13 protein-coding genes are annotated in these 14,493 nt (G+C 65.8%); 9 read left to right on the plus strand and 4 right to left on the minus strand.

Going from position 1 to position 14,493, the window contains the following annotated elements; genetic code table 11:
- Positions 1 to 41: 41 nt before the first annotated feature.
- From LB577_RS09520 to ptsP, 4 genes are all read left to right on the plus strand, one after another.
- Positions 42 to 803 carry a PTS glucitol/sorbitol transporter subunit IIC gene (locus LB577_RS09520; RefSeq protein WP_013892733.1) on the plus strand — a complete coding sequence of 254 codons (762 nt, stop codon included), beginning with the start codon at positions 42 to 44 and terminating at the stop codon, positions 801 to 803.
- A gap of 16 nt (positions 804 to 819) precedes the next feature.
- Positions 820 to 1,824, plus strand: a complete 1,005-nt coding sequence (locus LB577_RS09525; RefSeq protein ID WP_023776824.1) for a PTS glucitol/sorbitol transporter subunit IIB — start codon at positions 820 to 822, stop codon at positions 1,822 to 1,824.
- Positions 1,825 to 1,960: 136 nt separating this feature from the next.
- Positions 1,961 to 2,341: a PTS glucitol/sorbitol transporter subunit IIA gene (locus tag LB577_RS09530; protein ID WP_224686514.1), complete on the plus strand. Its 381-nt coding sequence runs from the start codon at positions 1,961 to 1,963 to the stop codon at positions 2,339 to 2,341.
- A 56-nt stretch (positions 2,342 to 2,397) separates the two neighbouring features.
- Positions 2,398 to 4,377, plus strand: a complete 1,980-nt coding sequence (gene ptsP, locus LB577_RS09535) for a phosphoenolpyruvate--protein phosphotransferase (RefSeq protein ID WP_224686515.1) — start codon at positions 2,398 to 2,400, stop codon at positions 4,375 to 4,377.
- Positions 4,378 to 4,386: 9 nt separating this feature from the next.
- On the opposite strand, the gene LB577_RS09540 is transcribed toward ptsP, so the two are convergent.
- Positions 4,387 to 5,187: a hypothetical protein gene (locus LB577_RS09540; RefSeq protein ID WP_224686516.1), complete on the minus strand. Its 801-nt coding sequence runs from the start codon at positions 5,185 to 5,187 to the stop codon at positions 4,387 to 4,389.
- A gap of 156 nt (positions 5,188 to 5,343) precedes the next feature.
- On the opposite strand from LB577_RS09540, the gene LB577_RS09545 reads away from it, so the two are divergent.
- A complete protein-coding gene (locus tag LB577_RS09545) occupies positions 5,344 to 6,369 on the plus strand; it encodes a sugar-binding transcriptional regulator (protein WP_224686517.1) in 1,026 nt (341 codons plus the stop codon).
- On the opposite strand, the gene LB577_RS09550 is transcribed toward LB577_RS09545, so the two are convergent.
- From LB577_RS09550 to LB577_RS09560, 3 genes are read right to left on the minus strand one after another with little or no spacing between them, the layout of a single operon-like run.
- Complete coding sequence (locus LB577_RS09550) at positions 6,356 to 7,207, minus strand: TIGR01459 family HAD-type hydrolase (protein WP_224686518.1); 852 nt, start codon at positions 7,205 to 7,207, stop codon at positions 6,356 to 6,358. The genes LB577_RS09545 and LB577_RS09550 overlap by 14 nt on opposite strands.
- The gene (locus LB577_RS09555) at positions 7,204 to 8,478 is read right to left on the minus strand and encodes an FGGY-family carbohydrate kinase (protein WP_224686519.1); all 1,275 of its coding nucleotides are present in this window, start codon (positions 8,476 to 8,478) and stop codon (positions 7,204 to 7,206) included. Before LB577_RS09555 ends, LB577_RS09550 begins: the two co-directional genes overlap by 4 nt.
- A gap of 12 nt (positions 8,479 to 8,490) precedes the next feature.
- Positions 8,491 to 9,534, minus strand: coding sequence for a class II aldolase/adducin family protein (locus LB577_RS09560; protein WP_224686520.1), 1,044 nt, complete (start codon positions 9,532 to 9,534; stop codon positions 8,491 to 8,493).
- 180 nt (positions 9,535 to 9,714) lie between these two features.
- Between LB577_RS09560 and LB577_RS09565 the strand changes: the two genes are divergently transcribed.
- The 4 genes from LB577_RS09565 to LB577_RS09580 are packed head-to-tail and all read left to right on the plus strand — an operon-like array spanning position 9,715 to position 14,421.
- Positions 9,715 to 10,497, plus strand: coding sequence for a DeoR/GlpR family DNA-binding transcription regulator (locus LB577_RS09565; protein WP_013892742.1), 783 nt, complete (start codon positions 9,715 to 9,717; stop codon positions 10,495 to 10,497).
- Complete coding sequence (locus LB577_RS09570; RefSeq protein WP_224686521.1) at positions 10,494 to 11,873, plus strand: FGGY-family carbohydrate kinase; 1,380 nt, start codon at positions 10,494 to 10,496, stop codon at positions 11,871 to 11,873. The genes LB577_RS09565 and LB577_RS09570 overlap by 4 nt, the downstream gene beginning before the upstream one ends.
- Entirely contained in the window at positions 11,870 to 13,414 is a 1,545-nt protein-coding gene (locus LB577_RS09575) for a sugar ABC transporter ATP-binding protein (RefSeq protein WP_224686522.1), read from the plus strand. Before LB577_RS09570 ends, LB577_RS09575 begins: the two co-directional genes overlap by 4 nt.
- A complete protein-coding gene (locus tag LB577_RS09580; RefSeq protein ID WP_140573246.1) occupies positions 13,411 to 14,421 on the plus strand; it encodes an ABC transporter permease subunit in 1,011 nt (336 codons plus the stop codon). The genes LB577_RS09575 and LB577_RS09580 overlap by 4 nt, the downstream gene beginning before the upstream one ends.
- Positions 14,422 to 14,493 lie beyond the last annotated feature (72 nt).

Below are 14,493 nucleotides of genomic sequence, written 5' to 3' on the forward strand. Positions count from 1 at the left end.
CACCGACTGGGATAAACCGGCGGGCGGCATAAGGAGGAGAAATGTCTGTATTTTCGTTGTTGGCGCAGCATGCCGACATGGCCGTGCACAATCTGCATGTCGCAGGTGCCATGGTCTCGGATGCTGCTTTGCATGGCAAGCTCGCCGTCGAGCATGCGTCCGACCATCTCGTTGTCCTCGCACAGGCGGACAGCGGACCGATCACAGTCGATCAGTTCAAGGAAAAGCTGAAAGAAGTCCAGCAGGAAGAGCAGCTCGGCTGGCTGACCGCCATCGGCAAATACTTCATCGGCATTTTCCAGAAGGGCGGCGAAGTGTTCGCCGGCTTCGTCACCGGCATCATCCCGACGCTGGTGGTGCTGATGACCGCCTTCTATGCCGTCACCGAGCTGGTCGGCGAAGAACGCGTGCACGGCCTGGCGCGCGGCGCGGGCCGTATCGCATTGACGCGCTACACGCTGCTGCCGCTGCTGGCGGTGTTCTTCCTCACCAATCCGATGGCCTATACGTTCGGATCGTTCCTGGAAGAAAAGCACAAGCCGGCCTTCTATGACGCGGCCGTGTCCTACGTGCACCCGCCGCTTGGCCTGTTCCCGCACATCAATCCCGGCGAATATTTCGTCTGGGGCGGCATTCTCGTCGCGTTGCTGGAGCTGGAAAAGAAGGGTGCGGTCGTTGCCGGTTACCACGTCAAGGTGGCGATCTGGTACGCCATCGTCGGCCTCGTCGTCATCCTGCTCAAGGGCATGCTGACCGAGCGCATCACCGCCATCATGGCACGCCGCCAAGGCGTAGAGCTGTAAGGGCGGGGAGGACAACATGGCCAAGACATACAAAGCCGTACGCATTTCCAGGGGCAACACAGGCTGGGGCGGCCCGCTCGTCATCGAGCCAACCGCGCAGCGCGACAAGATCGTCTCCGTTACGGGAGGCGGCATCCATCCCGTGGCACAGCTCATCGCCGACATGACCGGCGCCACGGCTGTCGACGGCTTCAAGGCGCCGCCTGTCGAAGGCGAGATGGCGGTCGTCGTCGTCGATTGCGGCGGTACCGCCCGCTGCGGCGTCTACCCGCGCAAGCGCATCCCGACCGTCAACCTGACGCCGGTCGGCCAGGCTGGGCCGCTCGCCCAGTTCATCACGGAAGACATCTACGTTTCGGGCGTGAAGCCGGCCAACGTCACAATGGCGGACGGATCCGAAACGGTCACCACTGCGGGGGGAGCAGCATCGATGGGTTCAAGCAATAGCAATGCAGCCGCGGCACCACAGCCGCTGCCGAGCGAAGGCGGGCTTATCGGCCTGATCAGCTCGATCGGCCGCGTCATGGGTCGTGTGGTCGGCATCTTCTTCAATTCCGGCCGCCGCACCATCGACCAGGTCGTGCGCAACGTGCTGCCGTTCATGGCCTTCGTGACCATGCTCATCGGCCTGATCCTGTACACCGGCATCGGCGACGTGCTGGCCCAGCCGATGGGACCGCTGGCCAACAACATCGTCGGCCTGCTGATCATCTCGGCGATCTGCGGCCTGCCGTTCCTGTCGCCCATCCTCGGGCCAGGCGCGGTCATCGCGCAGGTCATCGGCGTCGCCATCATCGGTCCGCAGATCGCCAACGGCACGATTTCGCCGGCGATGGCCCTGCCGGCGCTGTTTGCCTACAACACCCAGGTCGGCTGCGACTTCGTTCCGGTCGGCCTGGCGCTGGGCGAAGCCAAGCCGAAGACGATCGAAATCGGTGTGCCGGCGGTGCTCATCAGCCGCCAGATCATGGGTCCGGTCTCGGTGCTGATCGCCTGGGTCGTCAGCCTGATCGTGTTCTAAGAAGCAATTCCAGGAAAAGTGTTCCACGGTTTTCCGTCCGGAATTGCTTCAAAACAAAAGAGATAGAGTGGCTCGCCGTTTCCATAAAGCGATAAGCCACTCTATCTCAGGAGAGTTGGAAAATGAGGTTCGCCATATGACGGTTCTGTTGAGAACACGGGTCACAGCCATCGGACCCGAAGTGGCGGATCTTGCCGAAGGGGGCGTGGTCATCCTGTTCGCGGATGGCTCGCCGCCGGAGCTCGCCGAGGTTTCCGTGCTCCACAAGATGGAGCACGGACCCAGCGACGGCGCGCCCCAGAAGGGCGCGTCGATCTCCCTTGGCGATGTTTCCGCGACCATAACCGCGGTCGGCTCCAGCGCATGGAGCAAGGTCCTCGAGATGGGCCACGTCGTCATCTCCTTCAACGGCGCCAGCGAGGCCGAGAGGCCGGGCGAGATCTGCGCATCGCAGGTCGATACACAGGCCCTTGTGGCCGCCCTGAAGACAGACGCGATCATCACCATCGCCGCCTGAAAGCATCGCGCCGCGACCCATCTGGTTTTGGCGCTCAAAAAAGCAGAGTATTTGCTATGGAACGCTCGACCATCGTCAGAGTGCATGAAGGTCTGCACGCCCGTCCCGCCACGCGGTTCGTCAAGCTCGCCAAGGGTTTCGAATCCGATGTCGAGCTGGTCAAGGACGGCAAGGCGGTCAGCGCCAAGAGCTCCGTCAAGCTGATGCTGCTGGCGGTCAAGGAAAACCAGGAAGTCACGGTGCGGGCGAACGGCGCCGACGCCATCGAGGCCATCGAGGCGCTGATCGGCTATCTGGAAAACCCCAAGGCCGGTCTCGACGATGAAGAACCGCAGACCCCCGCGAACGATGCCGGGCACGAAGGCGCGCCTGCATCGGCGGCTCATTCCGCGCCGGCGATATCAAGCGAAGCCAGGGGTCTGCGCGGCGTCGCCGCGAGCGAAGGTGTCGCCATCGGGCCGGCCTTCGCGCATTTCCCGCCTGACATTGCCGGGCAAGGCCGCCTGTTGCAGGCCGATGAGATCGCCGGCGAGATCGACAGGTTCCGCGCCGCCATTGCCGCGGTCCAGGCGCGCATGGACCGGGCGTTGGCGCAGGACAGCCTGTCGGCCGGAGATCGCGGCATCGTCGCCGCGCTCAGGGATATCGCCGCCGACGACAGCCTGACCGGCGAGGCCGAAAAAGCCATCAGGGGCGGCAATGACGCGGTTTCGGCCGTCATCACCGCCGCCTCCACCATCGCCGCCGACTTCAGCGCCGTTGACGATCATTATCTCAATGCCCGGGCCGACGATGTCCATGCCGTCGGGCGGCAGATTTGCCTGGTGCTGCTGGGCCAAGACGACGTCAGCCTCGAAAACATTCCCGAAGGCGCCATTCTCATCGCCGACGACATCGGCGCCTGGGATCTGGCGCGCGCGCCGCTGAAACGCATTGGCGGGGTGGTTTGCGGCCATGGCGGCGCCACCTCGCACATCGCCATCATCGCCCGCTCGCATGGCATTCCAGCGGTGCTGGGCCTCGGTAACCAGGTCAATGCCCTGCGTGCTGCCCAAGAGGTGGCGCTCGACGGCAACAGCGGCCAGGTGATCGTCGATCCCGATGCGGCGGTGCGCGCCGATTTCGCCGGCCGCGTCGAGGCGGCGGCAAGGGAGCGTGCCGGGCTTAGCGTCTTCAAGACCGTGACGCCGAAGCGCGCCGACGGCAGGGTTATCGAGGTCGCCGCCAATATCGGCTCGCTGGAAGAGATCGAGGCGGCGCAGGAAGCCGGCGCGATGGGCGTCGGCCTGTTCCGCACCGAGCTTCTGTTCATGCGCCACATGCATCTCCCCTCGGAGGACATGCAGGCCGAGACCTATGCGGCGCTGGCCAATGCCTTCGCGCCCTACCCCGTCATCGTGCGCACGCTCGACATCGGCGGCGACAAGCCGATTGCCGGCATCGAGTTTCCCGACGAGGAGAACCCCTTCCTCGGCTGGCGCGGCATCCGCATGTGCCTCGACCGGCCCGACATCTTCAAGCGCCAGCTCAGGGCGCTGCTCCGGGCAGCCGTGCACGGCAACATCAAGGTGATGCTGCCGATGGTGTCCGATATTTCCGAAGTCACGCGCACCCGCGCACTGGTCGATGAATGCGCCGCCGAACTGAAGGCCGAAGGCGTGCCTTACGCAACGTTCGACCTCGGCGTGATGATCGAGACCCCGGCCGCCGTGCTGATCGCGCCGGCGCTGGCAAAAGAAGTGGCCTTCTTCTCGATCGGCACCAACGACCTCACCCAGTACATCATGGCTGCCGACAGGCTGAACCCTACGGTGGCCAAGCTCAACGACGTCACCAATCCGGCCGTCATGTCGGCGATCGAGCTCACGGCCAAGGCTGGCGTCGCGGCCGGCATCATGGTCGGCATGTGCGGTGAAGCGGCCGGGCGGCCGGATCTCATTCCCACCTTCGTCGAGATGGGGCTGACCGAACTTTCGATGAGCCCGGCCTCGATCCAGCGCGCCAAGAAAACCATCACGGCCATGGCCGGGGACTAAATCCCTGAGCTATGGCAAATGCGCAAGCAAGGTGGCAAAGACGGGGGTCAGTTCAGCGACCGGGCTCGCCCTGCCGCAGGCCTGAACGATGCGGTCGTGACGTATATCGGCCGCCAGGATCGCGATCTCCAGCATGTCGGGCTCCGGGGCGCCGTCGCGGCCGGTCGTCGCCAGGCCGCAAGCCAGAACGACCGGTGCCAGACAGCTTATGTCGAGTGCCCGGTCACCCGCAGCCGTCGTTTCCGGGGCGGTTTCGCCAAAACGGACCGGGCGCTGGGCGAGGCACTCGACCAGCAGCGCCGAGCAGGTGGCCGCGATCGCCTGCAGGCCGGCACCGGGCGCGGTCAGCGCGGCCAGCAGATCGCCATGCCGCTTGCGCATCGTGGCATGGACGGCGGCGAAATCGGCTTCATGGATACGGGCATTGTCGATCTTCAGCCCGGCAAGCACCGCCTTGGTCAGATAGTACATGTCGCGCCGGAACAGGCGCTCCGCGCTCAACTGCCGGTCCTCGTTTCCGGCCGGGAAATAGGTGCCGAGGCCCTTTACGGTCGTTCCGTCGACCTTGATCGGTCGCTCGTGCGGGACAAAGGATTCGGCGATCGACAGGGCTTCGTCGACGGCACTCGCGGCGTGGCTGAGCAGGCCTTCGATGCCTTTGCCCGGAAATGGCGGCAGGTGGCTGGTGGCTTCGCGCAGGAGGCTGGCGTCGCCGGTGCCGTCATGGCGGCTCTGGCGGATGATGTCGCGGACTTCCCGCAACCGGTCCTTCAGGTTGACGCGAACGTCTTCGGAGATTTGTCGGAGCATTGCGGGTCACCTCGAAAGTGCCATGGAGGGCCGTCAGCAACGGTCGGCCAACAACACTACATTGTTCCTATCGATTGGCAGATCAATAGGCGATACTAAAACAGCATGCAGAATCGGCGATGGCGTGCTGGTCCATCGCTGCGGGGGAGGGATGATTTGGGCAGGCGACGACAAACCGGAGAGGGGCGGGCCGACGAGGGGCGGATAGGAGCCGAAGCGACCGAGCAGGTCGCCAGCGAGAGCCGGACGGATCGCCTCAGGATCCGCGCCGCCTGGATGTATTTCGTCGAGCAGATGACGCAGAACGAGATCGCCGACGTGCTCGGCGTCGGCCGCGTCACCATCGTGCGCATGCTTGCGGAGGCCCGCGCGCGCAACGAGGTGAAGATCACCATCGAGAGCGAACTCCTGGAGATCGTGCGGCTGGAGCGTGCGCTCGAAAGAACCTTCGGCCTGCAGCAGGCGCTGGTGGCGCCGCTGACGGCGACCAATGCCGATCCGATCCCGGCAATCGCCGCCAAGACCGGCATGTTCCTGTCCGATGCGATGAAATCGGGCATGCGGGTCGGTGTCGGCTGGGGAGTGACGCTGTTCCACACTTTGCCGTTCATCAGCGCCAAATCGCTGACCGATTTCAGCGTGATATCGCTGCTTGGCGGTGTTGGCGTCGCGCGCCGGGTCAACCCGGCCGAGTTCGCGTGGCGCTTCGCCCAGATCTTCCAGGGTGACGGTTATCTGATGCCGACACCGGCCGTGGTCGACAGCGTCGAGACCAAGATCGCGCTGGTCGAGCGCTGCGGCCTGCAGGAGATTTTCGAAATGGCCGACGCGCTCGATGCCGTCCTGCTGAGCGTTGGCGGCATCGCTTCTGCCACCACCTTCTCGCGCGGCGGCTTTCTGAAGGAAGCGGACCGGGAGGCGCTGCTTGCGCGTGGCGCCGTCGGCGACCTTCTGTTCCATTTCTACGACCGCAACGGCGATCTGGTCGACCATCCCGTCAACAGTCATGTGATGTCGGTGGATGTCGATCGCCTGCGCAAGGCGCCGATCCGCATCCTCACTTCCGGCGGTGAGGAGAAGACAGCGGCCCTGCTCGGCGCCATGAACCTGATCGCACCGACGATCCTGATCACCGACGAGGAAAGCGCAAGGCGCATGCTCGATGCGGTCAGCGGAAGCTGAAGGAAGCCGTGATGTAGTCCGGCCAGGCCTGCTGTTCGTCGAAAACGGCGGCAAGATCCGATGTGTCGGCCAGGATTCCGCTCAGCACCAGCGCCGTGGCGACGCCGGCGCCATTTCCGCCCGCTATGTCGTGCTCGACGCTGTCGCCGACGCAGACCACGCTGCCACGGTCCGGCTCGCCGGCCAGTGCAAGCGCGGCGTCGAAGATCGCTGGATAGGGCTTGCCGATGCGGGTGACGCTGCCGCCAAGGCTTTCGTAGAGATCGGCGAGTTCGCCGGCGCCGAAGCGGGGGCCGACCGCCGTCAGCATGACCCTGTCGGGATTGGTGCAGAAGCATGGCACCTGCCGTGCCGCCGCCGGAGCAAACAGCCTGCGGTAGTGGTCGAGCTCGTAGCGGTCGCCCTCGCTGGCCGAGATCAGCACCAGTTCGGCGTCTTCGCCGGCCTCGGTCAGTACAAAGGGCAGGCCGTCGATCGCCGTGCGGTCGCCGTCGCGGCTGATCAGCAGGCATTTTGTCCCCGGCCGCAGCTTTCCCGATGCCGCCATGTCATTGAAGGAGCGCCATGCCACCTCGCCGGACGACACAAAATGGTTCCAGCTTCCGGCGACGAAGCCGAGCTTGAGCAGGCGCTCCTCGTTGGGCCTGGCGCGCTTGCCGGAATTGGAAATCAGCACCACCGTCTTGCCGGCGTGCTTCAGCGCCGACAATGCCGCCACCGCGCCGGGATAAGGAGCCTGGCCGTCATGCAGCACGCCGAACTGGTCGAGCAGGAAGACCTGGTAACGCTCAGCCAGCGGCGCGATGCCGTCGAGACGTTCGATTGTTTTCGCGCTCATAGGAGTCCCTGCTTGTTTGCACCCTTTAGCGCCAGCCGCGCGGTGCCGGCTGCGGCTTCGTCTGACAGCGTGGGCAGGAAATCGACGCCGAGCTTGCGCTGCCGGATCGCCGTCCATGCCGGATTTGCCGCACCGCCGCCGACGCTCCTGACCGATGTCAGCGCCGGTGCGCCAAGCTCTGCCAGCCGGCCGTAGCCGAGCGCTTCGATCGCGGCCATGCCCTCCAACATTGCCTTGAGATAGTCGGCGTCGTCGGCCGGCCTAGGGGTGAGGCGCGGCGGCAGGGCCGGATCGGCGATCGGGAACCGTTCGCCTGCCGTGCCGAGCGGATAATAATCGAGGCCGGTTTCGGTCGTCGGGTCGATCGCCGCGCTGAGTTCGATGATCCGCGCGAGCGGAAAATGCTGGGTCAGCACCTTGCCGCCGGAATTCGATGCGCCGCCCGCCAGCCAGGTGTCGCCGAGGCGATGGCTGTAGATGCCGAAGCGCGGCGCCGAGATAGGCCGGTCGGACAGGATCTTGATGGTCAGCGAGGATCCCAGCGCGGTGACGCCGTCGCCGACGGCCGTAGCGCCGGTCGCCAGGAACGAGGCGCAGCCGTCGGTGGTGCCGGCAACCACGGCCACGTCGCGCGGCAGGCCGAACAGATCCGCCATGGCTGGGGTGAGGGTGCCGGTGACATCGCCGGGCTCTGCCACGCGCGGCAGCAAGCCCATGCGCATGCCGGCGGCCGCGATCCAGTCCGGCCAGCGCCGGGCCTCGACATCATAGCCCGACTTCAGCGCGTTGTTCTCGTCGCTGATGTCGAAACGTCCGGACAGGTTTCCCGCGATCCAGTCGGCCTGGTGCAGCACTGCCGCGATGCCGGGCAGATGCTGGAACAGCAAAGCCTTGGCGAGGCCCGACGTCGCCCCGTGTGCGGCGCTTGCCTCCGGCGCCTCGCGCGCGATCGCGGCCAGGATGCCGTCGTCGGCGACCTTGTCGTTGTACATCAGCGGTTCCGCCAGCGGCCGCCCGGCGGCGTCGACCGGCAGCAGCGTGCCCGACGTGCCGTCGACGGCGATGGCGCGAACCGCGGCGCCGTCGATGCCCGAAAGCAGCTCCGTCAGCGCCGCCTGGACCGCCTGCCACCATGCCGAGGGCGCGCGTGGATCCTGGCTGAACGTGTCGAGGCGGACAGAGGACTGGCCGGCGATAGAAAAATCCGGACGCATGGCGACGGCGCGCGCGCCCGATGTGCCGATGTCGATGCCGATCACAAGGGGCGTCATCTCAGTCCTCTGCTAGCCGCCGGCCGCGTTGAGCTTCTGGCGATACTGCTCGGCGTCCCAGTTGACCAGTTCGTTGTTTTCGGCGGCAGTGAGATAGTTCAGACGCGCCGCCACGTCGACGCGTGCCGTCACGTCGGCGAGGCAACGCTGCATGGCATCGGCGCCGGCACTGGCGTCACCGCGCATCAGGACCCCGGCGCCGGGAAACAGGATCGCCACCGGAGCAGCGCCGAGCCGCGCGATGACACCGGCCGCGTCCTCGCCTGGCTCGGCCACGACCGAGCCCTGGCCGAGGAAGATGACATGGTCGGGGTAGAGGCTGCCGGCCTCGGCCATGCGGCGGCTTTCCGGATCGAGCGCGACCGCATGCGCCTCGATATCCGCCGGCAATCGGTAGACGCTGTCGCCGGCAAGCGTTGTCAGGGCCGCGATGTCTGGCGCGGCGGTAACGCGTGCCGGTCGCGCCAGCAGCGACCGGACACGGCGCAGCAGGAGGTCAGCCTCGGCCACGGTTTCGGCGGCGACGACCAGTCCGTGATTGCCAAGGATCAGCACATCGACACCGGGCCGCAGCTTCTCGGCAATGCCGCGGGCGAGCGGCAGACCTGGACGGAAATAGGGGACATAGGCCCATTCGATGCCGTCCAGCCGCCTGGCGACCTCGGTCTCGCCATTGGCCTGCACGGCAAGCGAAATCGTATCGACGCAGTGGACATGCAGAACCACGCGCTGCGGCATCAATGCATGCACCGTGGTCTCGATCGATGGGCGCAGGCCGCGCGGATTGAGTTCATCGATGGCAAAGGCCTGCGGCTTGTCGGCTGCCGGATTGCGCTCTTCGACTGCCTTGAGCAACGGCGCCATCGCCACCGGCACCATGATGTCGTCGCTGAGCGCATCCTTCAGCCATGTGCCCGAAGCCTTGATCCACAGCGTGTCGCCGGCCTTCAGCGAAGTGTTGCCGCCGGCGGCCTGGGTCATGTGCGGGTTCAGCCCGATGCCGGCCGAAAGCGCCCGCAAGGCAGCCAGTTCCTGTGCATCAGCCTGGTTTGCCATGGCGCCTTCCTCTCCCTGCACGAAATCCCGTCGCCGGGACCGACATCTGGCGGAGATATCGCAGATATGAGTGATCTACGTCAACAGTGATCTACTATCCTCAAAACATCTTGCAATCCGACTAATGTTGAGTAAGTTGCACCAAATGCCGCGGGAAAATGGCTTTTCGGGAGGAAAGTGTTGAGCGACTTCGGCCGCCAGCGTCAGATCGTCGAACTGCTGCGGGACCGCCCGTTCGCCTCGGTGCGCGAGCTGCAGGAGCGGCTCGGTGTTTCGGCGGCAACGGTCAGGCGCGATATCGACAGGATCGACGAAGCCGGGGAAGCGCGGAAGGTCTATGGCGGCATCTCGGCGCTCGACGGCGCTTCCCATGCGGGCGTTGCCTATGCCCGGCCCTATGACGAGAACCGTGACCTCGCCGTCGAGGCCAAGCGGCAGATCGCGGCCGTTGCCGCGACCATGGTGCGCGACGGCGATGCGGTCATCGTCCATGGCGGCTCGACCTGTTTCCATCTCGGCGTCAAGCTCGCCGAGCGCAACATCCGGCTCTACACCAACTCGATGCCGCTCGCGGCCTATCTCAGCGATCACGGCCATTGCAGCCTGACGGTTGCCGGCGGCGAGCTGCATCGCGAACCCGGCATCATCCATTCGCCGACCCAGGCCACCCCCTTCTACGCCTCGAAATTCTTTCTGGGCGCGCAAGGTCTCAATCAGGAAGGGCTATTGGAGTCGCACCCGCTGCTGGTGCGCTCGATCGTCGATCTCAGCCTGTGCGCCGACCAGATCGTGGTGCTGGCCGACAGCCGCAAGCTTTCCATCCACGCGCGCAATGTCTCGCTGCCGCTGTCGCGCATCGGCACGCTGATCACCGATGATGGCCTCTCCGATACCGATGCACGCATGCTGGAAGATGCCGGCGTCATGGTGCGGATTGCTTCCACCTTGGGAGCCGTCCCATGAAACTGGCGGTGCTCGACTTCGGCAAGACCAATTCGAAGCTGTTCGTCTTCAGCCAGGACGGACGCATTCTCGACGAGCGCCGGACCCAGCCGAAATGGACGCGCCAGAACGGCTTCAGCGTGCTTGACGAGGCCGACCTCCACGATTGGGCGCTCAGTGCCGTCACTGACGCGGTCGACAACCATGGTGTCGAAGGGGTGATGGTATCCGGCCATGGCTGCACCTTTGCCCTGGTGGACGATGAGGCGCTGACGCATCCGATTCTCGACTACGAGCAGGAGCCGCCGGCCGAGATCGCCGCTCGGATCGATCCCCGCATTCCGGATTTTGCCGAGACGTTCTCGCCGCGCCTGCCGCTCGGTTTCAACTATGGCCGCCATATGCTGTGGCTGCAGGAGGTCGATCCCGACGCATTCGCGGCGGCGACAGCGATCCTCGGCTATCCGCAATACTGGAGCTGGCGTCTCGGCGGCAGGCCGGTTTCGGAAGTATCCTATCTCGGCTGCCATTCGCATTTGTGGGCGCCGCGCAAGCGTGACTTTTCCTCGCTGGTCGATACCGAAGGCTGGCGCGGCCGGATGCCGGCCTTCGCGCGTGCCGGCGCCGTCATCGGCGAGCGGCATCTTGGCGGCGCTGCGCGGCCGGTCGCCATCCATAACGGCGTCCACGATTCGAATGCGGCTCTCCATGCCTATCGCCGGCAGGAGCTTGGCCCGCTGACCGTGGTGTCGACCGGCACCTGGGTCGTCGTGCTCAATCCGGACTGCCCGCTCGAGGTGCTCGACCGGGACCGCGACATGCTTGTCAATGTCGATGTCGACGGCGGCCCGGTGCCGACCATCCGCTTCATGGGTGGGCGCGAATTCTCCGTCATCAGCGATGGTTGGCAAGGCGCGATCCCGAATGGCTCGATCCAGCAGGCAATCGACGCCGGCATCATGGCGCTGCCGAGCTTCGCGCCGGGCGGGCCGATGCCGGATCGTCCCGGCCGACTGCTTGGGCGCATGCCCGATGCCGGGGAGCGCGCGGCCGTGGCACTGCTCTATGTCGCACTGATGGTCGATCTCTGCCTCGACCTGATCCATTCGCAAAACACTGTCATCGTCGATGGCGGGCTGAACGCTGGCGGACTGCTGGCCGGGCTGCTGGCGCAGCTGCGTCCCGGCCAGGGCTTTATGCAGGGCGCCTCGCTGGAAGGCAGCGCCACGGGTGCGGCAGCGCTCGCCTTCGAGAGTGTCGGGCGCGAATTCGCCGCCGAGGTACCGGGACCGGTGACAGCGGCGCGCTTCACCGGCCTTGCCGGCTACCGCGACGACTGGCGCGATCTTGTCGCCGGCCGCGGCACGGCGGGCAAAGCGGCGGGAGGCGCGCGATGACCGCGACAGCCAAGCCCGAAACGACACGCCAGCCAGTGCTGGAGATGCGCCACATCTCCAAGACCTTCGGTGCGATCCGCGCCTTGCACGATGTGTCGCTCAGCGTCCATGCCGGCGAACTGCACGCGCTGATGGGCGAGAACGGCGCCGGTAAGTCGACGCTGATGAAGGTGCTGTCGGGCGCCTATCGGCCAGATCCCGGTGGCGAGATCCTGATCGACGGCGTGCCCGCCGCGACAGGCGATCCGATCAAGGCGCGCGCTGCCGGCATCGCGGTGATCTATCAGGAGCTGTCGCTGGCCCCCAATCTGACGGTGGCGCAAAACATCTTTCTCGGCAATGAGCCGCGCCGCTTCGGCGTCGTCGATCGTGACCAATGCAACCGGCGCGCCAGCGAGATCGTCGGCCGGCTCGGCGTCTCCTTCTCGGCGCGCGTCCTGGTCTCCAGCCTGTCGCTCGGCGAGCGCCAGCTGGTCGAGATCGCCCGCGCTTTGTCGACCAATGCGCGCATCATCGTCATGGACGAGCCGACGACGTCGCTGACCTCGCGCGAGACCGACCGCCTGTTCGAGGTGATCGCGACGCTGAAGGCGCAAGGCATCGCCATCATCTATATCAGCCACCGCATGGAAGAGGTCTACCAGCTCGCCGACCGAGTCAGTGTGCTGCGAGACAGCGGCTATGTCGGCACGCTGGAGCGCGCCGATCTCAACGCCTCGCGCCTGGTGTCGATGATGGTCGGCCGCGACCTCTCGGCTTTCTACAAGAAGGATCATCGCCCGCCGGACGAGAAGCGCGCGGTCGCGCTCTCGGTGCGCGGAATGTCCGACGGGCGGCTGCTGAAGAACTGTTCGTTCGATCTCCACAAGGGCGAGGTGCTGGCCTTGGCCGGTCTCGTCGGCTCCGGCCGCACCGAACTCGCCCGGCTGATCTTCGGCGCCGACAAGCGAAGCGCCGGCACGATGGAACTCGACGGCAAACCGATCTCCATCGGCTCGCCGCGCGAGGCGCTCGACGCCGGCATCGCCTACCTCACCGAGGACCGCAAGGAACTCGGCTTGTTCCTCGACATGTCGATCTCCGACAACATCAGCATGGGCGTGCTGGCCAGGGACGCGCGGGCGGTCGGATTCCGCGACTTCACCGCCGCCGAGAGACGTGCGGCAAAGGCCATTGCGGACCTCTCAATCCGCACCCGCTCGGCGCAGGCCAATGCCGGCTCGCTGTCGGGCGGCAACCAGCAGAAGGTGCTGCTCGCCCGGCTGCTGGAGACCGAGCCGAAGGTCGTCATCCTCGACGAGCCGACCCGCGGCGTCGATGTCGGCGCCAAGTCGGAGATCTACCGGCTGATCGACAATCTCGCCAACCAGGGCATCGCCATCCTGATGATCTCCAGCGAATTGCCCGAGGTGATCGGCGTCGCCGACCGCGTGCTGGTGATGCGCGACGGCGCCATATCGGGCGAGGTGACGGCATCCGGGGGCGAGCCGCTTCGTCAGGAAGCGATCATGGAACTTGCGACGGGAGCGGCCCAGGAATGATCGACAGAACGACCGACAAGACGACCGGGACGGCGGCAGTGGACCAGGCGGCGGTCAGGAGCCGGCGGCTGCGCACCGTTTTCGCCGCGCTTGGCATGCTGCCGGTGCTGGTGCTGCTGGCCGGCGGCTTCCAGTTCATCAATCCCCGCTTCCTCACCCAGACCAACTTGTTGATCGTCACGCAGCAATCGTCGATCAACATCGTGCTCGCCGCCGGCATGACCTTCGTCATCCTGACCGGCGGCATCGACCTGTCGGTCGGCTCCATCCTTGCCGCCTCGGCGATGGTGGCGGTGCTGGTGTCGCTGGTGCCGGACTGGGGCCTGCTCGGCGTGCCGGCAGCCATTCTCGTCGGCCTCGGCTTCGGCCTCATCAACGGGCTGCTCGTCGCCTACATCAAGCTGCCGCCCTTCATCGTCACGCTCGGCTCGCTGACGGCGGTGCGCGGCGTTGCCCGCCTGCTCGGGCAGGACACGACCGTGTTCAACTCCGACCTGCCGTTCGACTTCATCGGCAATGGCTCGCTGTTCGGCATTCCCTGGCTGGTCGTCATCGCGCTGGCGGTGGTGGTGCTGTCCTGGCTGGTGCTCAAGCGCACGGTGCTCGGCACCTGGATCTACGCCGTCGGCGGCAATGCCGAGGCGGCGCGGCTGACCGGCATCAAGGTGCCGCTGGTGCTGCTCTTCGTCTATGGCGTTTCGGGCCTGCTCGCCGGCCTCGGCGGCGCCATGTCGGCGGCACGGCTCTACGCCGCCAACGGCTTGCAGCTCGGGCAGTCCTACGAGCTCGACGCCATCGCCGCCGTGATTTTGGGCGGCACCAGTTTTGTCGGCGGCGTCGGCTCGATCTGGGGCACGCTGATCGGCGGCCTGATCATCGCGGTGCTCTCCAACGGGCTCATCTTGGCCGGTGTCTCGGACATCTGGCAGTACATCATCAAGGGATTGGTCATCATCGTGGCGGTCGCCCTCGACCGCTACAGGCTTCAGGCAGGGGCAAGAACGTGAGTGACCTGGTCGCCGGCGTAAATGCCGGCTTGTGTAACGCACCGTGAGAGGCGCGGGCAATCGGAGGAAGTA

The sequence above is a fragment of the Mesorhizobium sp. B283B1A genome, from assembly GCF_020165735.1.
Lineage (GTDB): Bacteria > Pseudomonadota > Alphaproteobacteria > Rhizobiales > Rhizobiaceae > Mesorhizobium > Mesorhizobium opportunistum.